This is a genomic window from Pseudalkalibacillus sp. R45 (assembly GCF_052246725.1).
In the GTDB taxonomy this organism is placed as follows: domain Bacteria; phylum Bacillota; class Bacilli; order Bacillales; family Fictibacillaceae; genus Pseudalkalibacillus.
Window position 1 is genome coordinate 85,814 of sequence record NZ_JBQQCL010000007.1, and the last position, 23,997, is coordinate 109,810.

Annotated in this window: 23 protein-coding genes; 22 read left to right on the forward strand and 1 reads right to left on the reverse strand. The window is 41.4% G+C overall.

The window, feature by feature from the left end:
• Positions 1-4: 4 nt before the first annotated feature.
• From spoIIIAD to ACTWQL_RS13720, 17 genes are all read left to right on the forward strand, one after another.
• Positions 5-394 (forward strand): stage III sporulation protein AD, encoded by a 390-nt coding sequence (gene spoIIIAD, locus ACTWQL_RS13640; RefSeq protein ID WP_221567629.1) that lies wholly within the window; start codon positions 5-7, stop codon positions 392-394.
• Between the two features lie 11 nt (positions 395-405).
• Entirely contained in the window at positions 406-1,605 is a 1,200-nt protein-coding gene (gene spoIIIAE / locus ACTWQL_RS13645) for a stage III sporulation protein AE (RefSeq protein WP_443142981.1), read from the forward strand.
• An 18-nt stretch (positions 1,606-1,623) separates the two neighbouring features.
• The gene (spoIIIAF, locus tag ACTWQL_RS13650) at positions 1,624-2,235 is read left to right on the forward strand and encodes a stage III sporulation protein AF (RefSeq protein ID WP_443142982.1); all 612 of its coding nucleotides are present in this window, start codon (positions 1,624-1,626) and stop codon (positions 2,233-2,235) included.
• Positions 2,236-2,241: 6 nt separating this feature from the next.
• Positions 2,242-2,892: a stage III sporulation protein AG gene (spoIIIAG, locus tag ACTWQL_RS13655; RefSeq protein ID WP_443142983.1), complete on the forward strand. Its 651-nt coding sequence runs from the start codon at positions 2,242-2,244 to the stop codon at positions 2,890-2,892.
• 3 nt (positions 2,893-2,895) lie between these two features.
• On the forward strand, positions 2,896-3,429 hold the full coding sequence (locus tag ACTWQL_RS13660; RefSeq protein ID WP_443142984.1) for a SpoIIIAH-like family protein: 534 nt from the start codon (positions 2,896-2,898) through the stop codon (positions 3,427-3,429).
• A 582-nt stretch (positions 3,430-4,011) separates the two neighbouring features.
• The gene (gene accB, locus ACTWQL_RS13665) at positions 4,012-4,515 is read left to right on the forward strand and encodes an acetyl-CoA carboxylase biotin carboxyl carrier protein (protein ID WP_443142985.1); all 504 of its coding nucleotides are present in this window, start codon (positions 4,012-4,014) and stop codon (positions 4,513-4,515) included.
• A 10-nt stretch (positions 4,516-4,525) separates the two neighbouring features.
• A complete protein-coding gene (gene accC, locus ACTWQL_RS13670) occupies positions 4,526-5,899 on the forward strand; it encodes an acetyl-CoA carboxylase biotin carboxylase subunit (protein WP_443142986.1) in 1,374 nt (457 codons plus the stop codon).
• A 2-nt stretch (positions 5,900-5,901) separates the two neighbouring features.
• Positions 5,902-6,312, forward strand: a complete 411-nt coding sequence (locus ACTWQL_RS13675) for an Asp23/Gls24 family envelope stress response protein (protein WP_443142987.1) — start codon at positions 5,902-5,904, stop codon at positions 6,310-6,312.
• A gap of 189 nt (positions 6,313-6,501) precedes the next feature.
• Positions 6,502-6,894, forward strand: coding sequence for a transcription antitermination factor NusB (gene nusB / locus ACTWQL_RS13680; RefSeq protein WP_443142988.1), 393 nt, complete (start codon positions 6,502-6,504; stop codon positions 6,892-6,894).
• 14 nt (positions 6,895-6,908) lie between these two features.
• Positions 6,909-7,775, forward strand: a complete 867-nt coding sequence (gene folD / locus ACTWQL_RS13685; RefSeq protein WP_443142989.1) for a bifunctional methylenetetrahydrofolate dehydrogenase/methenyltetrahydrofolate cyclohydrolase FolD — start codon at positions 6,909-6,911, stop codon at positions 7,773-7,775.
• Complete coding sequence (gene xseA / locus ACTWQL_RS13690; RefSeq protein ID WP_443142990.1) at positions 7,775-9,127, forward strand: exodeoxyribonuclease VII large subunit; 1,353 nt, start codon at positions 7,775-7,777, stop codon at positions 9,125-9,127. Before folD ends, xseA begins: the two co-directional genes overlap by 1 nt.
• On the forward strand, positions 9,127-9,369 hold the full coding sequence (locus ACTWQL_RS13695; protein WP_443142991.1) for an exodeoxyribonuclease VII small subunit: 243 nt from the start codon (positions 9,127-9,129) through the stop codon (positions 9,367-9,369). Before xseA ends, ACTWQL_RS13695 begins: the two co-directional genes overlap by 1 nt.
• 2 nt (positions 9,370-9,371) lie before the next feature.
• The gene (locus ACTWQL_RS13700; protein ID WP_443142992.1) at positions 9,372-10,259 is read left to right on the forward strand and encodes a polyprenyl synthetase family protein; all 888 of its coding nucleotides are present in this window, start codon (positions 9,372-9,374) and stop codon (positions 10,257-10,259) included.
• 733 nt (positions 10,260-10,992) lie between these two features.
• Complete coding sequence (locus ACTWQL_RS13705; RefSeq protein ID WP_443142993.1) at positions 10,993-11,607, forward strand: hypothetical protein; 615 nt, start codon at positions 10,993-10,995, stop codon at positions 11,605-11,607.
• A 9-nt stretch (positions 11,608-11,616) separates the two neighbouring features.
• Positions 11,617-13,509: a 1-deoxy-D-xylulose-5-phosphate synthase gene (gene dxs, locus ACTWQL_RS13710; RefSeq protein WP_443142994.1), complete on the forward strand. Its 1,893-nt coding sequence runs from the start codon at positions 11,617-11,619 to the stop codon at positions 13,507-13,509.
• A gap of 2 nt (positions 13,510-13,511) precedes the next feature.
• Entirely contained in the window at positions 13,512-14,333 is an 822-nt protein-coding gene (locus ACTWQL_RS13715) for a TlyA family RNA methyltransferase (RefSeq protein ID WP_443142995.1), read from the forward strand.
• 510 nt (positions 14,334-14,843) lie between these two features.
• A complete protein-coding gene (locus ACTWQL_RS13720; protein WP_443142996.1) occupies positions 14,844-16,298 on the forward strand; it encodes a UDP-N-acetylmuramoyl-L-alanyl-D-glutamate--2,6-diaminopimelate ligase in 1,455 nt (484 codons plus the stop codon).
• A 92-nt stretch (positions 16,299-16,390) separates the two neighbouring features.
• Here ACTWQL_RS13720 and ACTWQL_RS13725 read toward each other — a convergent pair whose 3' ends face one another.
• A complete protein-coding gene (locus ACTWQL_RS13725) occupies positions 16,391-16,516 on the reverse strand; it encodes a hypothetical protein (RefSeq protein ID WP_443142997.1) in 126 nt (41 codons plus the stop codon).
• A gap of 449 nt (positions 16,517-16,965) precedes the next feature.
• Between ACTWQL_RS13725 and ahrC the strand changes: the two genes are divergently transcribed.
• The 5 genes from ahrC to ACTWQL_RS13750 all read left to right on the forward strand — a co-directional run bounded on the left by ahrC (position 16,966) and on the right by ACTWQL_RS13750 (position 23,345).
• Positions 16,966-17,415, forward strand: a complete 450-nt coding sequence (gene ahrC, locus ACTWQL_RS13730) for a transcriptional regulator AhrC/ArgR (protein ID WP_261129380.1) — start codon at positions 16,966-16,968, stop codon at positions 17,413-17,415.
• A gap of 19 nt (positions 17,416-17,434) precedes the next feature.
• Positions 17,435-19,162, forward strand: coding sequence for a DNA repair protein RecN (recN, locus tag ACTWQL_RS13735; RefSeq protein WP_443142998.1), 1,728 nt, complete (start codon positions 17,435-17,437; stop codon positions 19,160-19,162).
• A 120-nt stretch (positions 19,163-19,282) separates the two neighbouring features.
• Complete coding sequence (spoIVB, locus tag ACTWQL_RS13740) at positions 19,283-20,596, forward strand: SpoIVB peptidase (protein ID WP_443142999.1); 1,314 nt, start codon at positions 19,283-19,285, stop codon at positions 20,594-20,596.
• 829 nt (positions 20,597-21,425) lie between these two features.
• Positions 21,426-22,238: a sporulation transcription factor Spo0A gene (gene spo0A / locus ACTWQL_RS13745; protein WP_443143000.1), complete on the forward strand. Its 813-nt coding sequence runs from the start codon at positions 21,426-21,428 to the stop codon at positions 22,236-22,238.
• Positions 22,239-22,367: 129 nt separating this feature from the next.
• A complete protein-coding gene (locus tag ACTWQL_RS13750; RefSeq protein WP_443143001.1) occupies positions 22,368-23,345 on the forward strand; it encodes a tyrosine-type recombinase/integrase in 978 nt (325 codons plus the stop codon).
• Positions 23,346-23,997: the final 652 nt, after the last annotated feature.

The following is a 23,997-nucleotide window of genomic DNA, read 5'->3' on the forward strand; positions in this document are numbered from 1 at the left end:
TCCAATCGAGATCATCCAGATTGTCGGGTTCTGCTTGATTGCTACATTTCTTACGATTGTCATAAAGGAACAGAAACCTGCCTTCTCTTTTCTACTCATATTATTTGCCGGTGCAGCGGTTTTCTTGTTTTTGATCGGAAAAATACAAGCGGTCATCATTATGTTAGAACGACTTGCTACGAACGCCAACCTGAACATGGTATATGTCGAAACGATCTTGAAAATCATCGGAATCGCCTACATTGCAGAATTCGGGGCACAAATCACCCGAGATGCTGGACAAGGCGCCATGGCAGCGAAAATTGAACTGGCCGGGAAGGTTTTGATTCTTGTAATGGCCATTCCAATCCTCACAGTTTTGATAGAAACAATTATTGATTTCCTGCCTAGTTAGGGGTGAATGACATGCCAAACAACTTACGGTTGAAGCTGTTAATGGTCATCGTTATGGCGGTCATTTTTTTAATAGATTTTGGACAACCCTCCATTCATGTCAGTGCCCAAACGACTGACAAAGAACAGATTGAGAGAAGTCTGAAGGTTGAAGATGAACACCTTGATGACATTCGTGAATACTGGAACAAAATCCGCAGCGAATATGGCGGTTTCCTGCCAGAAAGCCAGAAAGGAAGCATTCTTGAATTTATCCAAAGTGATCAAGATTTTTCATTGAAGGAATGGGCTGTAGGACTGCTTAAATATTTATTTCATGAAATCCTCACAAATGGAAAACTCCTTGGGATGCTGATCATGCTGACGGTATTCAGCATGCTGCTGCAGACAATGCAAAATGCATTCGAAAATCAAGCGGTTAGTAAAGTTGCTTATGGAATCGTTTATATGGTTTTGATTGTCATAGCACTGAACAGTTTTCACGTCGCAGCAGATTATACCATCGATGCGATCCGGAACATGAATTCGTTCATCATTGCACTTATTCCATTATTACTAGCTTTAATGGCCACGACCGGCAGTATTGCATCGGTTGCATTCTTTCATCCTTTCATCATTTTCCTTGTAAATACAAGCGGGATGCTCATCCAGCATTTTGTTCTTCCCCTTCTGCTGCTTTCTGCGTTGCTTAGTATCGTCAGTACGTTGACCGACCATTACAAAGTCACTCAGCTTGCCAATCTATTACGCGGTGTAGCAATTGGTGTCATGCTCGTATTTTTTACTGTATTTCTTGGTGTCATAAGTGTTCAAGGAGCGACTGCTGCTGTTGCAGACGGTGTCGCGATCCGGACAGCGAAATTCATCACAGGCAACTTCATCCCAATCATCGGCCGTATGTTTACAGATGCAACGGATACAGTCTTAAGTGCTTCATTATTACTCAAAAACACAGTCGGTATTGCTGGAGTCGTTATTTTGATCTTATTATGCGCATTTCCAGCTCTTAAGATCTTGTCACTTGTATTGATCTATCAGATCGCTGCTGCTGTTTTGCAACCGCTTGGAGGCGGTCCGATCATCCAATGTCTAACGATCATCAGTAAAAATGTCATGTTCATTTTCGCGGCGCTTTCCATCGTATGTTTCATGTTCTTCCTGGCGGTGACGATGATGATTGCTGCAGGAAATCTCACCTTGATGATGAGATGAGCGAGGAGGAGAGTCACGGTGTCATTTATATATGAATGGGTGACAAACATCATTCTGATCATCCTGTTAGCGACAATTCTGGAATTGTTGTTGCCATCAAATGCGTTTCAAAAATACGTGAAAGTCGTGATCGGACTGCTCCTGATCATTGCGATCCTGAATCCTATGATCAAAATGTTCTCCGTCGATCTCAATCAAGAGTTGGCTACATTCGCCAATAATGAGGCCATTATTAAAGATAGTGAAATGAAAAATTTGATAGAAAACAAGAAAAGTGAAATACAAGCCTCACAAGATGCATATATTTTAGAACAAATGGCTGTCCTACTACATCAAAAGGTAGAAGATAAGCTTGCAGAACAATACCAGAAACGATTAAAGGATGTGGTGTTACAAGAAAAAACCCAAAATGGTTCAGAAGAAAATCAGTGGATCATCCATGCCACATTAGAAAGTCAGTCGACAGATGAAGATTCAATCGAGGCCATCCAAGAGGTGACGATCGATTCCTCATCCCGGATAGAACCGACTGAAGAATCGGCTGACATGAAAGAAATCAAAGCATTCCTTTCAAAAGAGTGGGAGGTGTCTCCGGATCAAATCGTACTTGTAGAGGAAGGAGGATCGTAATGAAACATGTCTGATGAAAAGAAACAGAATGACTGGCTGAAATCGCTTCTGAAACCGGACAAACAAGGTAAAAGAATGAATCGCAAATCCCAATACATCCTACTTATACTGGGTTTCGGGATAGCGATGATGCTGATCCAAAACTTGATCAGTACTCCAGATTCCACTCCAACAATGAATTCCGCAACAGAAGACGAGGAATCCAAAGAGACATTCTCTATTAAAAAATCAGACGATCCTTCATCAATAAGAGAGATGGAAGAGCATTACGGAAACCAGCTAAAGGAAATCCTTGATGAAATGATGGGGGTCCAGGATACAAGCGTGATGGTCTTTCTAGACTCAACCTCTAAGACAATTTATGAAAAGGATATTACCAAAAAAGATTCCACTACTGATGAAACTGACCAACATGGGGGTAAGCGTAAAACCACAGACCTTCAAACGGATGAAAAAGTCATCATCATCCAGGGAGAAAAAGGCGAGCAACCGATTATCGTCACTACAGAAAAGCCGGAGGTGAGGGGCGTACTTATTTTAGCAGATGGAGCTCAGAACATGAAGGTGAAAACTTGGATTATCGAAGCGGTTTCCAGGGTGCTTGATGTACCTAGTCATAAAGTGAGTGTAGGACCGAAAAAGCAGAAGGGGGAATAAGGAATGTTATTGAAAAAACAAACGGTTTGGTTATTAACGATGTTGAGTTTGATTATCGTGTTATCGGTGTATTACATCACAACACCAGAACAATCGCCAACTGACCTTGCTGCACAGGATGAGGATAAAAAAGAAAGTGCAGAAGAAACCAATGGCAAGTCTGTTGTCACTGAGGTGGACAGTGATGAAATGTTCACAGAGCTTCGTATGAAAATCCAGGATAAGCGTTCAGAGCTACAAGCAAAATACAATGAAGTTCTGGCTTCCACAAGTGTTTCAGCAGAAGTCCAGTCACAAGCTTTAAGCCAGTTGGAGGAATTACAGGAACTGGGCATGAAGGAAGATACCCTCGAAACATTGATCAAGAGTATGGGGTATGAAGATGTATTGGTGAATACAATGGATTCTGAAGTTCAGATCATCGTCCGCGCTGATGAAGAACTAAGCAAAAGTGAAGCGAACGCAATCATGCGTAAAGCCCAAGAACAACTTGGCGACAAGCATGTAGCTGTCCAATTCCAAGTAGCAAAAAAATGATTATAGGTCGATAGAAGAGGCAGTCCTAAAGGGCTGTCTTTTTATTAGGCTGTATTCGCAAACGTTGTTGCTCTTGCACTTAAAGAAAGTATAAAATACTTTCTTCAGTATAAGGGCAACTAAGGCTCGACCTACAAAAGGCTTGGTCTCGCCAAGTTTTCTTTAAAAGTCGTTGATTTCCGCTCCAGGATGCTTGCTTTCCGCGGGGCGTGGGGTGAGCCCACTCGTCGCATGCCTTGCGAGAAGATTATTCAGGTAGTAGGCACGCTGATCCCGCAGGAGTGTTGTGAATTTCGTATAAAAATCAACTACGAAAATTAAGAAAGACTAAATTTAAAAGTTGACGCCAAATAGTTGCCCAGAAACAGTGAGACAGGGAAAGAAATCACTAATTAAGTTCCCTCATACTCAAAAATCCAAAGGAATTACCCATAAATTTTAATCGGTACCCTCCTCAAATGGATTATGATATGATATAAACGAATTAGCACCAGCTCACATAGTAAGGTGATAAAGTTTTAGATGTGCTGAATTATGCTATAATGAATACAGACTAATAGACACACTGAAGGAGTGGAAAGAATGCTCAAAATACAAGAAATTCGAGAATTGATCAAATTGATCGATCAGTCATCAATCAATGAATTTGAATATGAAGAAGAAGGTGCGAAAATCACTTTGAAAAAAGGCGGAGCAGAGCAGCCTGTGGTACAACAAGCACCTCAAGCAGCACCTGCAGTACCAGCTCAAGAAGCAGCACCACAGTCAAATTCACAACCAGTGGAAGCAAAGGCTGAAACAAAAAATGAAACAGAAGCACCAGTAAAAGAAGTGGACGATGGATCCTTACATAAAATTGAATCTCCAATGGTCGGTACATTTTATGCGTCTCCATCTCCAGATGAAGATTCTTATGTGAAAGAAGGGGACAAGGTATCAAACGACTCGATCGTGTGTATCATTGAAGCGATGAAGCTGTTCAACGAAATCGAGGCTGAAGTGAATGGTGAAATCGTAGAAATACTTGTCGAGAATGGACAGCTCGTTGAGTATGGACAACCACTATTCCTTGTGAAAAAACAGTAAGGTGATTGAAATGATTAAAAAAGTACTCATTGCGAACCGAGGAGAAATTGCTGTCCGGATCATACGAGCTTGTAAAGAAATGAATATAGAAACAATCGCCGTATATTCAGAAGGCGATAAAGAATCATTGCATGTGCGCCTAGCTGATGAAGCGTACTGCATCGGTCCTATTCTTGCAAAGGAAAGTTATTTGAACTTCACGAACATCATGAGCGTCGCTACCCTGACAGGCGCTGATGCAATTCATCCGGGCTATGGATTTTTAGCCGAAAATGCTGACTTTGCTGAAATCTGTGCCGAGTGTAACATTACCTTCATTGGACCGAGCCCAGAAGCCATCAATCGTATGGGGACGAAAGATGTAGCAAGAACCACTATGAAAGAGGCTGGAGTACCGATTGTACCAGGTTCTGAAGGAATTATCGGATCCAAGGAAGAAGCGATTGAATTAGCAGAAGAAATGGGATACCCTGTAATCATCAAGGCGACTGCAGGGGGCGGAGGAAAAGGAATCCGTGTAGCCCGTACAGAGCAAGAGCTTGTAAAAGGAATCAATATGACCCAGCAAGAAGCTGCTTCAGCTTTCGGAAACCCTGGTGTATATATTGAAAAATACATTGAAGATTTCCGCCATGTAGAGATTCAGGTACTCGGTGACAATCATGGGAATGTCATTCACTTAGGTGAACGTGATTGCTCGATCCAGCGCCGTTTACAAAAGCTTCTTGAAGAAACCCCATCTCCAGCACTAGACCCCGAGAAACGGGAAGAGATGGGAGAGGCAGCTGTACGTGCAGCGAAAGCTGTAGATTATTCCGGCGCCGGAACGGTAGAATTCATATTTGATCACAATACAGGTGACTTCTATTTCATGGAGATGAATACTCGGATCCAAGTTGAGCATCCTGTGACTGAAATGGTTACCGGTATCGACTTGATCAAAGAACAGATCCGGGTAGCTGGCGGTGAACGCTTATCCTACAGCCAAGAAGATATCAAGTTTGAAGGATGGTCGATCGAATGCCGGATCAATGCTGAAAATCCGGATAAGAATTTCATGCCATCTGCCGGTAAAATCGAAATGTATCTCCCGCCGGGCGGACTAGGTGTACGTGTCGATTCGGCTGCTTATCCAGGTTATTTCATCCCACCATATTATGATTCAATGATTGCAAAGCTCATCACTTACGGAAAAACTCGTGAAGAAGCAATTCGACGTATGAAGCGTGCATTAAGTGAATTTGTCATCGAAGGGGTCGATACAACGATTCCTTTCCATATCCGATTACTCGAACATGAGAAATTCAATAGCGGGGAATTCAATACTAAATTTTTAGAGAACTACGATTTGACATCAAAATCGACTTCAAATGGAGGTGAGTAGTAATGAACGATTATCAAACATTTGAAATGGAAGAAAAAGATGCAAACCTTGGAAAAGTTGAAATCTCACCAGAAGTAATTGAAGTGATCTCTAGTATAGCTGCTACTGAAGTGGAAGGTGTTTCTGCAATGCGTGGAAACTTCGCCACAGGTGTGGTTGAACGTTTCGGTAAGAAATCACTGGGTAAAGGTGTTAAAGTGGAACTTTCCGAAGAAGGGATCAACATCGATGTTTTCGTAACGATGAATTTTGGTGTATCGATTCCAGATACAGCTGAAAAGATCCAAGAAAATATCCGTCTTACCCTGCACACGATGACGGCATTAGAGCCAAATCGTATCGATGTACATGTAGTAGGTGTCCAGTTTGAAGGTAAAGTGGATCCTGCACTTGAAGAAGATCAGGAATTTTAAATGACGAACTGACTCAGAACATGTGTCAGACTTCTCTGAATGACGATCTATTTTGAAAACAAGAGAAGTTTGCCCGTTTTGGGTCAGTTTTTTATTGCGATTATAATGGTTTGAAAATGTGTATGCTGTAAAGGTAACGGTCTCTGTGCTATCATCAGATAGAGAAGATATGAAAGGAAGTATCATGAAATGAAAAGAAGGATTGCAAGAGAAAAGGCTTTACAGTCTTTGTTTCAAATAGATGTGAGTCAATTAGACCGTTCGGAAGCGATCGGGCATGTTCTGGAGGAAGGCGAAGAACGTGATGGATTCCTGGTCCAGTTGGTCGAAGGGACGACGGATCATAAGGAAGAAATTGATGCTCTTATTAAAGAACACCTTGAAAACTGGAGTTTTGACCGGATTGGAAATGTAGACCGCTCTGTTTTGAGACTAGCTGTATACGAAATGTTATATATTGAAGACATTCCGATGAAAGTTACTTTCAATGAAGCAATAGATCTGGCAAAAACATTCGGAGGAGATGAATCTGGTCGCTTTGTAAATGCAGTACTTTCTAAAATAAGCAAAACGATCCAATAGTGGAGGGGATAGAGATGGTTGCAGAGCTTATCAAGGGAAATGAAATTGCAGAAGCCAAAAGGAACGCAATGAAGGAAGAGGTAAATAAACTGAGAAATGAAGGGATCATTCCTGGATTGGTTGTCATCATCGTAGGGAATAATCCAGCTTCTTTATCTTATGTAAGAGGAAAAACAAAAGCGTGCAAGCAGGTTGGCATTAACGGAAAGCTTGTTGAACTTTCTGAAGATACCTCGGAAGAGAAACTGCTTGAAATCATTACCCAATATAATCATGATGATGCATGTCATGGAATTCTCGTTCAATTACCATTACCTGAACATATCTCAGAAACGGCAATCATAGAAGCAATCTCACCAGAAAAGGATGTTGATGGTTTCCACCCGATCAACATTGGAAGGATGATGACTGGACAACGTGCGTTTTTACCATGTACACCTTACGGGATCATTGAAATGGTAAAAGCGAAAGATATTTCAATTGAAGGAAAGCATGTGGTTGTCATTGGAAGAAGTAATATCGTTGGTAAGCCTGTAGGTCAACTGTTCTTAAATGAAAATGCCACTGTTACATATTGTCACTCCAGGACAGCCAATATGAAGGAAATTACGAAACAAGCAGACATACTCGTTGTTGCTGTAGGTAAGATGCATTTTGTCGGTAAAGACTTCATCAAGCCTGGGGCTGTAGTGATAGATGTTGGCATCAACCGTAAAGACGATGGGAAATTGACAGGTGATGTTGATTTTGAGGAAGCAGAACAAGTCGCTTCCTATATCACTCCGGTTCCGAAGGGAGTAGGTCCGATGACCATCACAATGCTCCTTCAAAACACAATCCTATCTGCGAAGTGGAGTCATCAAATAGAAGGTGTTCATTGATGCAACGAGATCCTTATATTAGTATTACGGAACTTACACGCTATATAAAACGGAAATTTGATATGGACGGGAAATTACAAGACATATGGCTTCGCGGTGAGCTCTCGAATGTGAAGCACCATAGTCGGGGGCATATGTATTTTACCGTAAAGGATCAAAACAGTAGGATTAACTCGGTCATGTTTGCCGGAAACAATCGTTTTTTGAAATTTCGTCCTGAAGAAGGGATGAAGGTTCTGATTCGTGGCGAAGTTTCCGTTTATGAACCACATGGGCAGTATCAGCTTTATGTTAAAGAGATGCAGCCTGATGGAATCGGGAACTTGTTTCTTGCATTTGAAGAATTGAAGAAAAAGCTTGATCAAGAGGGTCTTTTTGCTCCTGAACGGAAAAGGCAAATTCCCGCAACCCCTAGACGTATAGGAGTTATAACATCGCCGACAGGTGCAGCGATTCGAGATGTATTGACCACAATCAAACGGCGTTTTCCGATTGCGAAAGTAACTGTGATTCCTGTTCTCGTACAAGGTCCAAATGCAGCTCCTAGTATTTCCAGAGCAATTGACTTTGCAAATGAACAGGCACAGTGGGATGTTTTGATCGTTGGTCGTGGCGGTGGTTCGATTGAAGAGTTATGGGCTTTCAATGAAGAAATGGTTGCACGTAGCATCTTCAATTCGATCATCCCGATCATCTCTGCAGTCGGACACGAGACAGATTACACGATTGCGGATTTTGTGGCGGATATCCGTGCAGCGACTCCTACAGCAGCAGCTGAGCTTGCTGTACCTCATATTGACGAATTACAGGAGAGAGTTACCCAACGTCAGCTCAGACTTACAAGAGCTATTACGGAGCATGTGAAACGTTTACGTAATGAATTAGACAGACATCAAAAATCCTACGCTTTCAAATACCCGATGCAGCTAGTGAAACAGAAAGAGCAGGATCTAGATCGGATTATGGATCGGTTGCAAAAATCACGTTCAAGAACGTTTGAGAGAAAAGCTGAGGGAGTTAGTCAGCTTAGAAGCCGATTGGATCGAAACCATCCAGAAAAACTTTTCGAACGATCCAAAGAGAAACATCAAGTTCTGATCAGAATGTTGAAAAAGGAAATGAGTAACCAGATTGAGCTGAAAAATGCTGTTTTTCAGAACAAAATCGGAAAGCTGAATGCACTTAGCCCGTTAAGTATCATGGAGCGTGGTTATAGCCTGGCATATGACCAGAAAAGCGACAATCTCATCAAAAGTGTAAAACAAGTACAACCAGGTGATCAGGTTTCTGTAAGATTGAAAGACGGAAAGCTGGATTGCCAAGTTTGGGGACTTGAGGAGAGTGAGAAATAATGGAAGAAAAAGAGCAAAATAATGAACAAAGCTTTGAAGAAGCGATGCTGGAGCTTGAAGATATCGTCGGAAAGTTAGAAGAAGGAGATGTCCCTCTTGAAGAGTCGATTCGCTTGTTTCAAGAAGGAATGAAGCTCTCTAAACTTTGTCATGATAAATTACAGCATGTGGAAAAGCAGATGGATGAGTTATTGAAGGAAAATGGTGAAACAGAACCATTTACGATACAGGAGGAAGACTAAGATTGGACAAGGATACATTTTTACAACTCCTTCAAAATAAGAAAAATTTGATAGATGAAGCATTGCCAGCTAAAGTGGATCGTATTCAAGGGCATGGTGGGCTGAAAGAAGCTATGCTTTATTCGATTTTAGCAGGTGGGAAAAGGCTTCGTCCCACCTTATTGCTCATGACGATTGAATCATTCGAACAGGATAGTCAGGTTGGTCTGGATGCCGCATGTGCTGTTGAAATGATCCATACGTATTCACTGATCCATGATGATTTACCAGCGATGGACGATGATGATTTCAGAAGAGGCAATCTTACTAATCATAAAATCTATGGAGAAGCTATGGCGATCCTTGCTGGTGATGCATTGCTTACCTACGCTTTTGAAGTGATTTCCGGTTCGAAACATATGAATAATGACTTGAAAATCGATTTGATCACAAAACTTTCAAAGGCTGCAGGTCCTGAAGGGATGGTTGACGGACAGGCTGCTGACTTAGAAGGCGAAGGCAAGTCCCTCTCTCTTGGTGAATTGGAACAGATTCACCATAGGAAGACAGGAGCACTTCTAGGGTATTCAATATATGCAGGCGCACGCATTGCAGGGGGAACGAAGCAACAATTGGATCATCTCATTCATTTTGCTCATCATCTAGGACTCGCTTTTCAAATCCAGGATGACATTTTAGATGTTGAAGGGGATGAATCAAAGATCGGAAAGCCGATCGGCAGCGACGTTCAAAATAACAAAAGTACATACCCGCATTTATTGACAATTTCTGGTGCTAAAGACCAGTTGTTAAAGGAAGTGGCCAGTGCAAAGCAGAACCTATACAGAGCGGGAATCAAACATGATTGGTTAGAACATTTTACTGACTATATGATCAGCAGGGACCACTAGAATCGTTGAGGCATAAACAATTCTGTGGTATATTATAATTACATGAGGAGTGGTGCAGTATTCTAGTCAGTCTCCCATTTCTGAGGGCGGGCCTAAAAATCCGCCAAAGGGCACATCGATGAAGTTCCTTGTATAGGCTCGAAGCGCCCAGCTTTGGGTCTACACTGGGAGTTAAGGCAGAAGGGCGATCCACAATGGCATGTGGGCGTTGACCCTTCTGCCGCGGAGGACCTCAACTTTGCGATTTGCGTGCTAATACCTTATTGCGAACTGGGGTTATAAACCTGTTTTCACTGGTTTTTTCGGTCGCTAGAAACTACTGGTGAGCAGCGTAGCCTGCCTTGAGTGGAGTCTGAGGGGATTATGGATGAGGAAGAATTTCCGGTTGGCCGCTGGAAAGGATTCCATACCATATGAAATCGACTCTGCGAAAGAGGCTAGGGAATGGTAAAGACTGCCGAGGAAAACTCCTAGACTGTTCCATGTGACATTCAAAGGGGATTATAGTGCGGACTAAGTGGTAATCTAGTCTGGCGATTGGTGACAACGCCAAGGGAGGATTAAAGGGAAACCTCCAGTGTGGCAACGCACAGGTACCTCCCTGGGAAAACCTACTGGACCTAAGCCGCAGTGTTTACTCTTTGAATGACCACTCCACAATACATAGATGAAAATTCAAAGCAAAATTAGATGCTATTTAACTTAACTGATAGAAGATTTTAAAGGAGTACACATGAATAAAGTATTCAATAAATCCCTAAAATGGAGTACTGGAATCGCCGTTATCACGCTAGTGTTAGCGGCTATTTTTTCAGTCGTTTCAACTTTTTCCTTAGAAGGTGTCAATTGGGCAATAGGAATGGTCATCGTATTTCTTATTGTGCTAATGGGCGTAATATTTGATATTATAGGAGTGGCTGCTACAGCATCAGATGAAGTTCCATTCCATGCGATGGCATCTGAGAAAGTAAAGGGTGCCCGGCAAGCGATTTCGATTTGCAGGAATGCTGACCGTGTAGCAAGTTTTTGTAACGATGTAATCGGAGATATTTCTGGTATAATAAGCGGTACCGCATCTGCAGTAGTCATCGTACAATTGACTCAAGCCTTCGGCGGGGATGATGCGACTGGATTTCAATATACTGTATCAATTGTTTTTACGAGTGTTGTTGCAGCACTTACTGTAGGTGGAAAAGCATTTGGTAAATCATTTGCCATCCATTTCTCCACTTCCATTATTTTTCAGGTAGGACGAGTAATCTATTTCTTTGAGGAAAGATTAAAGTTAAAGCAATTGATCTCTCAGCCCGCCGGAAATAAACTTAAACGCAATACAAAAGGAAAGTGAGGATGTTCCATGAATTTGGAATCAATCAAAGATCCTAAATTTTTAAAGAAACTGGATGGGGAACAGCTAGAAGAGTTGGCATCGACCATCCGCACTTTTTTAATTGAAAAGATTTCTAAAACTGGCGGGCATCTAGGTCCGAATCTAGGGGTAGTTGAATTAACTTTAGTCCTTCATAAATTGTTTGAAAGCCCAAAAGATAAATTCATTTGGGATGTAGGACATCAAGCGTATGTCCATAAAATTTTGACCGGACGAGCTGGACAATTCGATACGCTAAAAAAATATAAAGGGTTGTGCGGTTTTCCTAAACGCTCAGAAAGTGGTCATGATGTCTGGGAAACAGGACATAGTTCCACTTCACTTTCTGCTGCAATGGGAATGGCTACTGCCCGTGACCTGAAAGGGACCGATGAAGATATTATCGCTGTTATCGGTGATGGAGCCCTTACAGGTGGTATGGCTTTAGAGGCTTTAAACCATATTGGTCACGAACAAAAAGATCTGATCGTCATTCTGAATGATAATGAAATGTCAATCGCTCCGAATGTAGGTGCTCTGCATAACGTTTTAGGACGATTGAGGACTGCTGGGAAATATAAACGGGTTAAAGAAGAATTCGAATCACTGATCAAAAAGGTTCCAGCAGGAGGGCGACTTGCTTCGACTGCAGAACGATTAAAAGATTGTCTCAAATACATGCTCGTATCAGGTATTTTCTTTGAAGAACTCGGGTTTACGTACTTGGGGCCTGTTGATGGGCATAATCTTGATGATCTGACTGAAAATATCAAATATGCGAAAAAGACGAAAGGACCAGTACTTGTCCATGTCTTAACGCAAAAAGGAAAAGGGTATAAACCTGCAGAAACGGATGCGATTGGGACATGGCATGGTCCGGGACCCTATAAGATTGAATCTGGGGACTTCATCAAACCTGCTGTAGCAGGACCTGGGTATAGCAAGGTCGTATCTGAAACACTCAGGACTATTGCTCGAAAAGATGAAAGACTCGTGGTTTTGACACCTGCGATGACAGTCGGTTCTAAACTGGAGGCGTTCGGAGAGGAATTTCCTGATCGGCTTTATGATGTTGGTATTGCTGAACAGCACGCGACAACCATGGCGGGAGGACTGGCGACGCAAGGGATGAAACCTGTTCTTTCTATCTATTCAACCTTCTTGCAGCGTGCATACGATCAACTTATACACGATGTTTGCCGACAAAATCTGAACGTCGTTTTTACAGTTGACCGTTCGGGCTTGGTAGGATCAGATGGTGAAACGCATCAAGGAGTCTTTGATATCTCGTTCTTGCGTCATTTACCAAATATGGTCGTTCTTAATCCAAAAGATGAAAATGAATTACAACATATGGTGTATACGGCTACAGAATATGATAAAGGACCAATTGCAGTACGTTTTCCAAGAGGGACAGGGCTTGGTGTACCTATGGATGAAGAATTGGAAAAGATTGAAATCGGAACGTGGGAAGTCATGAAGGAAGGTAAAGATATTGCGATCTTAGCGGTCGGTACGATGATCCCTGTTGCTATGAAAGCAGCAGAGAAGCTTAAAACGCAGGGTATATCAGCAATTGTCATCAATGCCAGATCCATCAAACCGCTGGATAATGGAATGATTACCGAACTTGTGACAAAGCGGATTCCTATACTGACGATGGAAGAGGGCATTCTTCAAGGTGGTTTCGGAAGCGCGGTTCTAGAATTCATTCATGATCTAGGTATACATGATGCAGTAATCGATCGGATGGGGATCCCAGATCGATTCATCGAACACGGCAGCGTATCCGAATTATTAGAAGAAATCGAATTAACACCAGAAGGCGTCATCGAGCGTGTAACGCAATTAATTCCTAAGAAACAGCAAAGGGCTTATTGAGTATGAAAAAGAAAGAGCGGCTTGATGTCATTCTCGTCGATCGAGGATTGATTGAGACGAGAGAAAAAGCCAAAAGGGCAATCATGGCTGGACTTGTGTATTCTGAACAGGAACGAATGGACAAGCCTGGTCAAAAGGTAGATACATCCATCCCGATCGAACTGAAAGGGAATCCAATTCCTTATGTAAGTCGTGGCGGATTGAAATTGGAAAAAGCATTGCAAACCTTTGATTTTGATGTGAAGGACAAAATCATGATCGATATCGGATCTTCGACAGGTGGATTTACAGACTGTGCTCTACAGAATGGTGCAAAGTTTGTGTATGCAGTTGATGTCGGATACAATCAATTAGCCTGGAAGCTTAGGAATGATGATCGTGTCAGGGTAATGGAGCGGACGAATTTCAGGTACTCAAAACCTGAGGATTTCGAAAATGGTCTGCCACATGTCGCTACGATTGATGTTTCATTCATATCCTTAAAGCTTATCCTTCCTGTATTGAAAGAAATTCTTGTCCATCGTGGACAGGTGGTCGCACTTGTCAAACCTCAATTCGAAGCAGGGCGAGAGGAAGTAGGCAAAAAAGGGATCGTACGGGATCGGAAAATACATCAGACAGTAGTTGACCGGATGATCAAGTTCAGTCACGAAAGCGGCTACCATGTGCTAGATTGCACATATTCTCCAATTCGTGGCGGCGAAGGGAACATCGAATTCTTGCTGTACCTGGAAAAACCTGCACATGACGAGTCGCCAGTCCTCAAATGGACAGGTCATACGGAAAAAGTCGTTGAAGAAGCACATGCTTCCAAAGCAGTTTAAAGTAAAGAGCTGACAAACATTAATGAAAGTTGATGTGGATTCAGCTCTTTTTTGTTTCATTTTTTATGACAGCACCATTCTTACGGACAGGAGAGCCGTTATTTACGACAAAATCAGTTGATTTATACTGTTTATCTTAGAATAAGAGCTCTGGTGTCCGCTATTTTCTAAAAGAGGTGGTGTTAAGACAAAATAAGGTCTCCTGTGTCCGTTAAGTTTTATAAGCGGTGATATCGTAATGTCCCTCTCTAGCTCTATCATCAGGATGACCTGAATATTGGGAGTGAAAGTCGCAAAAAATGCTTTTTTACCAAAGAGAACTGAAAAATGTTAACTTGGTTGAAAGCCTCAAAATAAAGTGTGCTTGCGAATGTTTATTTTAGGGGTTTTTATTCTACATATGGAAAAACTATTTACCAGATATGTGTGAAAGTTTTTATTTCACTTTTCGTTTGAAGAAGACCCCAAAGGGTATACAAAGCCAAAAGTTGTTAAGGAGCAAAAAGCCTGATGGATTTACAGTATTTAGTTCAAGACATAGTTGATGAAGATTTTTATGAACGCCTGCCTTCTACTCAAATAAAAAAGGTAACCGATACTTCCCTGAATGTTGAAGACGGGTTTTTATTTGTTGCGATCAAAGGTGAAAAAACAGATGGTCATTCGTTTATTCACGATGCCATTAATAAAGGGGCAGCAGCCATTATCGGGGAAGAAGATATTATTGGTCTGCCTGTCCCTTATATAAAAGTGGAGAATAGCAGGAAAGCGCTTGGGGCAATTTCTAAAAGGTTCTACCAGGATCCTTCAAAAGATAAGACCGTGATTGGAATCACTGGTACAAACGGCAAAACAACAACAAGTTATCTTTTAAAACATCTTTTAGAATCAAATGGGATTTCCTGCAGTTTATTCGGCACAATAAAAAATATTATAAATGGGATAGAAAGCGATACATGTAATACAACACCAAGTATACTGAAACTCAATGAATTACTTCACCAGAGTAATGATCAAGTTGTGATTCTCGAAGTTTCTTCCCACGGTTTATCACAACATCGATTAGAAGGGATCGAATTCGATTATAGTCTTTTTACAAATTTATCACACGATCATTTAAATTATCATGGTACGATGGAGCGTTATTTCAAAACAAAATCCAAGCTCTTCTATAAGATGAAAGAAGATGGCCTCGCAATTATCAATACTGATGATTCTTGGGGAAGTAAGCTTGTGGATGAATTACGTAAAAACGAAGTAGATGTCTATACAATTGGACAGTCAAAAAATGCGGACCTTTACATCGAAGGGATCAACAGTTCGACTTTGAAAGTATGTGAAAATGGGACAAGTTTCGAGATTGATTTCAATATGCCTGGTCTCCACAACCTTTATAATGCAAGCATGGCGTATGCAGCAGCTCTACAATTCAATATAAAAAAGGAAAATATCTTATTTGCACTATTAACATTTGAAGGAGTACCCGGACGGTTCAACATCTATAAACACCAAAACGATGCTACCGTTGTCATCGATTATGCTCATACAGCGAATGCAATCTTGCATTGTTTAAGGGCTGCGAAAGACTATGGAGCAGAGAAAATCATCCATGTTTTTGGTTTTCGTGGAGGTGCGGATACAGATAAAAGGGTTGATATGCTTCAAATCTCTTCTGAAAACAGCGACCAATTCATATTGACCTTGGATGATTTGAATGATGTGTCTGAAGATGAAATGATCAATACGCTTGAAAAATTAAATGAAACAGTTGGAAGCAGGAAAGGGATCATTATTCCAGACAGGACGGAAGCGATCAAACATGCGCTTGAAGTCACTGGAGCCCGTGACTGGGTAGTGATTACTGGAAAAGGACATGAAACCTATCAACAAACATATTCCATACCAACTGAATCGGACTTGGAGACAATTGAGTTTTTGATCAACCAATCCGTCGATCTAAAGTGAGAGGGGATGACCTGAAAATGAGTTTATGCTCTTCAACATCAGTGGTTATTGGATGTTGTACAGCAAAAATACTCATTTTGGTCGCCCTTTTTTTATTTACGCTCTTTTCTAAAAGATTGTTGCTTTTGAGTCATATTTAAAAACTCACCTTGTGCAACTTGATTGGAGAGCAAGGCAAGTGACCCCTGCAGGATAGCGGGACAGGTGAGACCATTCAATGTCGCTAGGCGACGAGTGGGTTCACCGCAAGCCCCGCGGAAAGCGAGCATCCTGGAGCGGAAATCAACGACTTTTAAAGAAAACTTGGCGAGACCAAGCCTTTTGTAGGTCGAGCCTTAGTTGCCCTTATACTGAAGAAAGTATTTTATACTTTCTTTAAGTGCAAGAGCAACAAAGTTTGCGAAAACAGCCTTTATTTAAGGCTTTTTTTAAAGAATGATGTTGATTTCCAAATTCACTACCTTTCCGCGGGCGATCCAACACTTGGTTCAACCTGTGCTAAGGCTTGTTGTTTCTATGCAGATTTGGAAAAGTATATAATTTGAACGTTACGGGTACAACACAATATACAGCAATATTCATGTTTATTCATAAAAGATGTACAATTTTCCCTTCTTCATATATGATAAGCATATACATGTGTGTATAAATTTGTGGAGTGATTCAGATGAATAAAGGACAAAGACATATAAAAATCAGAGAAATAATTACGAATTTCGATATCGATACACAAGATGAACTTGTAGAGAGATTGAAGAATGCAGGTTTTAATGTGACACAAGCTACAGTGTCACGCGACATTAAAGAATTACATCTTGTGAAAGTTCCTATGCAGGATGGACGGTATAAATACAGTCTGCCTGCTGACCAGCGGTTCAACCCGTTACAAAAATTGAAAAGGACCTTGACGGATAGCTTCATCAATATCGATCATACCGATCATCTCATCGTCATGAAAACTTTACCCGGTAATGCGAATGCAGTAGGTGCACTTATCGATAATCTTGACTGGGAAGAAATCATGGGTACGATCTGTGGTGACGATACGATATTGATCATTTGTCGATCTCCTCAGGACAGCCCTGAAATTACACGCCAGTTTTTAGATATGTTGTAATGTTAGGAGGAGGGGAAACATGCTTACTGAAATTTCGATAAGGAATTTTGCGATCATTGAAGAAGTAACTGTGCCGTTTGAAGACGGTTTGACCGTTTTGACGGGGGAAACAGGTGCTGGGAAATCCATCATTATTGATGCAATCGGTCTCTTGATTGGCGGGCGCGGTTCATCTGAGTATGTTCGGCATGGAACGGATCGTGCAGAGATTGAAGGACTTTTTTATATTCGGGAAGATCATCCTGTAATTAATAAAGCGCTTGAGCTTGGAATTGATGTAGCTGATGGGATGATCGTCCTTAAACGAGATATGACTAGTTCCGGTAAGAGTATTTGCCGTGTGAACGGTAAACTGGTGACCTTAGCGATTCTTCGTGAAATTGGCCAATCACTCATTGATATCCACGGTCAACACGAACACCAATTTTTAATGCAAAGTGATAAACATTTAACTCTGTTGGACCAGTATCATTCGGCTGAATTGAAGCGAACTCTAAACGAATATCAACAGTTGTACAAGCGATACATAGATGTGCAGAAACAATTGATGCAATTGACAGAAAATGAGCAGGAAATGGCTCACCGGATCGATTTGATCCAATATCAGCTTGATGAGATTGATCAAGCAAAACTGCAGCCAAATGAAGATGAAGAATTACAAGAGGAAAAACAAAGATTAAGCAACTTCGAACGGCTGTACCAATCTGTAAACGATGCTTATCAGGCTCTATACGGTGAACAAAAAGGCATTGATGTTTTAGGTCTTGCATTGAGCCATCTTGAAGATGTTTCAGAGTACGATTCTGAATTAAAGCCGATTCAAGAAGCTGTGACGAATGCTTATTATGCTCTGGAGGATTCAGCACATCAGCTTCGGAATTATGTTGATACAATGGAATTCGATCCTGGCAGACTTGAGGTCATTGAAGAACGTCTGCATGAAATCAATACATTGAAACGGAAATATGGGAACTCAGTCGAAGAAATTTTGGAATTTAGTTCACGTATTGAAGAAGAACTTGATACCTTCACCAATAAGGATGATCGTATTAAAGTTTTGAAAGAAGAAATGAACGAAATCGGAAAAGATTTATACTTAGAAGCGAAACAATTGTCCATACTAAGAAAAAAGATTGCAGAGAAGTTGGAGAAGAAAATTCATCAACAACTGAAAGACCTCTATATGGAAAAAACGACGTTCAAGGTTTCCTTTAAGCCGACAACTAGCACTTCAACTATCACTAGCGAGATCGATGGAAAGGCTGTACACTTTACGAAAAATGGAATGGATGATGTCGAATTCCTTATTTCCACTAACCCAGGTGAACCTTTGAAGCCTCTTGCGAAAATTGCATCTGGCGGTGAGTTATCCAGGATCATCCTGGCTTTGAAAGCGATATTCTCAAATCAACAGGAAGTTGCGTCCATCATTTTTGATGAGGTTGATACTGGAGTGAGCGGAAGAGTCGCACAAGCGATTGCTGAAAAAATCCAAAAACTGTCCGCAGGCTCACAGGTTCTATGTATAACACACCTGCCACAGGTTGCTGCAATGGCAGACCGCCATCTTTATATTGAAAAAAACATCAAAAAGGATCGGACATTGACCATCGTAAAACCACTGTCGTTTGATGAAAAAGTAAAAGAAATCGCCAGGATGATTTCGGGAGTCGAAGTAACGGATTTGACCAAGCGTCATGCAAAGGAAATGATTCAGTATGCAGACGATGCAAAAATCAGTTCATGAAAAGCTATCCATTTAAGGGTAGCTTTTTCTTATACGAATAGTTATAGAAACACTCTCTAAAGGTCAAATTATAAATGCAACCAAAAAAGTTGTAGGGTAAGGAATGAGGAGAGTGACTGAATGAAAAGAATTAAAATCAGACAAATAATCGGCATTCTTCTCCTTGGGTTCCTGATAAGCTTGGGTTTTATAAAGCCGATTCAGGACTATCTCAGTGTCCCAACTGATATAACCGTATTCCAGGGAGAGAGATTAACGATAGATCAGAATCATTCAAATGCTACGGTTCATTCGTCAGATGAGAATGAATCGATTTTGTCGCTTGGAAGTGTTAAAAACAACCCTCACTCCTTTTCCATCGAGGCGAATGAAGATGGCGATGCTGAAGTTACCATGCAGGTTTCGAATATACCTGTCAAAAAGGTAAATGTGAAGGTGCTTCCTGAATTCAAGATCATTCCTGGCGGTCAGAATATAGGAGTGCGTTTAAATACGGTAGGTGTACTGGTTGTAGGCCATCATTTAATCGACACTTCTAATGGAGATGTTTCACCTGGTGAAAAAGCTGGAATACAGGTCGGAGATATGATAACAGCAATCAACGGGAAATCCATTCAAAAATTAAGTGATGTAGGACCTTTTGTGAAAAGAAGTGGAGAGTCCGGACAATCACTTGACCTCACCATCAAAAGGAATGAACAGACACTTCAAAAGAAATTAACGCCAGTGAAAGATGCCTCTGATGCAAGCTATAGAATTGGGCTATACATTCGTGACTCAGCGGCTGGCGTAGGAACAATGACGTTTTATCATCCGGATAGCGGTAAGTATGGTGCTCTTGGACATGTCATTTCAGATATGGATACGAAAAAACCGATTGTCGTCAATGATGGACAAATCATCGAATCAACAGTCACTTCCATCGAGAAAGGCAAAAACGGGAGACCAGGGGAAAAGCTTGCTCGCTTCAATAACGGAGAAAAAATACTCGGTTCAATATATAAAAATACGCAGTATGGTATTTTTGGAAAACTGAAGAATCCGATTCGTAATGGAATAATGGATAAATCAATGCCGATCAAATTATCCCATGAGGTAAAGGAAGGCCATGCTGAAATCTTGACAGTCGTGAAGGGTGAGGAAGTGAAAAAGTACGATGTTGAAATCGTAAGTTCAGTTCCTCAGAAATTCCCAGCAACAAAAGGATTAGTCGTTAAAATAACAGATCCGGAATTATTAGATGCCACTGGCGGAATTGTGCAGGGAATGAGTGGAAGTCCGATCATCCAGGATGGAAAAATAATTGGAGCGGTAACACATGTATTTGTAAATGATCCGACTTCAGGGTACGGAGTGCATATCGAATGGATGTTACAAGAAGCCGGAATCAATATTTACCAAGAGAATAGGAATGGCGATAAAGTGGCGAGTTGATGACTCGCCTTTTTTTGCTTTATAGAGTGAACCTACCTCTTTTTACTGACTAATCACAAAAAAAACAGTACACATGCTGTCGCTCAAAATAACTATGTCTAAAAATTCAAGTCAAAAATCAATGCTGTTTGCGCAAACTTTGTTCCTCTTGAAAGGCGTTGATTTCCGCTCCAGGATGCTCGCTTTCCGCGGGGCGTGCGGTGAGCCCACTCGTCGCCTTGCGACATTGAATGGTCTCACCTGTCCCGCTGATCCCGCAGGAGTCTCGCACCTTCCTCTCCAATCAACTTGCAAAAGCTGATTTTTTAAAAATAACTCAAAAGCAACAATTTTTTTAGAAAAGAGCCAAAGTCAAATACTTCTTGGATAAGTCTAAAGAATCAAAAATAAGTCTAATAAATTCCAAAAACGTCTAAAAACGCCATGAAGAAGTTTAAAAACATAAAATGAGGTGGACCGACGAACCGTCAGTCCTTCAGATTGGAATGAAATTTACAAAAAGCAGTCTGAAACATGTAAATTCGTCAAATGTGCCGAGCAGATTTCTCCAACATCCATCAAAGTAAAAAAAGCTCTCCATTCTGGTGTTTTAACTTGTTCTCGGAATAATCTACGGCATCTGATATAATAAAATAAAGATAATTCGACAAAGAACACTAAAAAACGTGGTGTCAAATGTGATTTAAGGTCGAAATTCAAAGAAAAATAGAGCATGATTAAGGATAGAATATTTTTCGATAAAAATTTAAAATTATTAAAGGAAATGCGGTTTGTATGTGGAAATCATACATAAGACTTTGAAAGAGAAAAAGGAAAAATGATTTAGTTTATGAGGAGGAACAGCGTAGTGCAAAAAATTAAAGTGTGTTTAGCGGATGATAACAGGGAACTTGTAGGTCTTCTTGATGAATACATTTCTGCACAGGAAGACATGGAAGTGGTTGGTGTAGCGTACAACGGAAAAGAATGTCTTGAATTACTTGAAGATGAAACGCCTGACGTATTAGTGCTTGACATCATCATGCCCCATTTAGATGGACTTGCGGTCCTTGAAAATATGCATGATTTGAATTTAAGCACGAAGCCTAATGTGATCATGCTGACTGCATTCGGACAGGAAGATGTAACTACGAAAGCGGTAGAACTTGGTGCATCCTATTTTATTTTGAAGCCGTTTGATATGGAAAATCTAACGAATCAAATTCGTCAAATCAGCGGATCTAAAAAGTCATTTATCAAGAACACTTCCACTACAGCTTCCAGATCATTTACGAAAGAATATAAGCCGAAAAATCTTGATGCAAGCATCACGAGCATCATCCATGAAATCGGAGTGCCTGCCCATATCAAAGGGTATATGTACCTTCGTGAAGCTATTACAATGGTGTATAATGACATTGAATTGCTTGGGTCGATCACCAAAGTCCTGTATCCGGATATCGCTAAAAAATTCAATACGACAGCTTCGCGTGTTGAACGTGCCATCCGGCATGCGATTGAAGTTGCTTGGAGCCGTGGGAATATCGACTCGATTTCGAATCTCTTCGGTTATACGGTGAGTATGTCCAAAGCGAAACCGACAAACAGTGAATTCATTGCAATGGTAGCTGATAAATTACGTATCGAGCATAAAGCTGTATAGCGCGGTTTCTGACCGTTTCATACCGCAAACATAGCGATAAACACATGACCGTAAACCTATAAACGTTATTTCGTAAGTCTACTAGCGCCCTTATTTATCGGTTGTCCGATTGAGAGGGGCGTTTTATTTATGAATACGTTTTTAATCGAGCTGGATCGCTACATGAACGATTGTACAAGCCGTGGATTGTCGGCTAAAACCATGCGCAGTTACGACCAGACATTGCGACTGTATTTACGTTACTTGTACGAACAGCACGGAATAACCGAGCCGAAAAAGGTCAAGTCGGAACATGTACGTAGTTATTTTTCATTTGTGCGCGAGAGGGGCAAATACAACGCGTTTTCAAACGATCAGACCGTTATGCTTAATCGGCCGCATAATCGGACAGACTACGGCAAGCAGGTAAGCGAAACGACACTCGCGAATTATCAGAGGAACATTAACGCGTTCTTTAATTATCTCCATAACAACAAGGTCATACATAAAAACCCTTGCGAGGGTATTGAACGCATAAAGCCGCAAAGGAAAATCAAAGCACTACTCACGGAAAACGAGTTGCAGGCGTTCTTCAGGTCGTTCGATGTGTCGAAGTTTCATGAATATCGGAACTGGATTATCGCGCGAATGATACTGGATTCCGGTTGCAGGATCGGCGAACTGTTGTCGATTGTGCCTGCCGACATTGACCTACGCAATGGGGCGATTCTGCTTCGTTCTACGACCACGAAGAATAAGAAAGAACGGTTTATCTACTTCTCGCCGAAAATGGGTCGTAATCTCAAATCGTGGCTCGAATATCGCGACAGGTACACGGATAGTCCGTATGTGTTCCCGTCAACGCGCGGCAATAAGATGAGCTTACCGAATATCGAAACGGCGTTCCGTAAGCACGGTCAACTGACTGGAATCGAAGTTCAGCCGCACCAGCTACGAAACAACTTCGCGAAGTATTATTTATTGAATGGCGGGGATTGGGCGACGTTGAGCCGGATTCTCGGGCACTCGAGCGTGGAAGTAACGCAGCAAGCGTATTTAGATTTTAATGACGCCGAGGTCGGTCGAAAGTACCAAAGGCATTCGCCGCTCAGTAACCTAGATATATAACGTAATAATAGGCGGGCATGTAAGCGTTATGTATCCGATATGTGTTACGTACTGGCGTAGTGTACGGTACTATACGTATCTATTCCTATATATATGTTATTATCCCCGAAAAGGAACATATACTTACTTTACGTAAGCTAACGTTATAGACGATATTCACCGCTTACACCTACTGCAAGCCCGCCGGACGCGACCACCAGCGAACACCCACCCTTCGAATATACCGTACTGACATCGGTTATGCATATCGTATACATTCGGTAGCCGATCGATAGTGTGTACTATCGTTGGTGTGGCGCGGTTCCTCGTATGCATAAAAGCAAACGGTAAACAATCGAATCGTTATCGTCAATGAACGTTGATTTAATGCGGTTCCTTTGCGTGAATGAACGTAACAAAACGATAAAAGGTTAAACTCGTTATTCATAAAAACGTATATTAATTAACGTTATGATTCGATAGTTACTTACGAAAAGTACGTGATTTATTGCAGACGGGTACACCCCAGGGCCGCATACGCTCGCCCGCCGACCTAGCAATCAGTAGGTGCGGATTTCATTTCCGTATCCCGAAGGCAGAAAAAATTCCGCAGTAAAATTTTAAAACCGCAAGGCTCGCCATCTTGCGGACCTCCTTTCGATGATATAGTGCG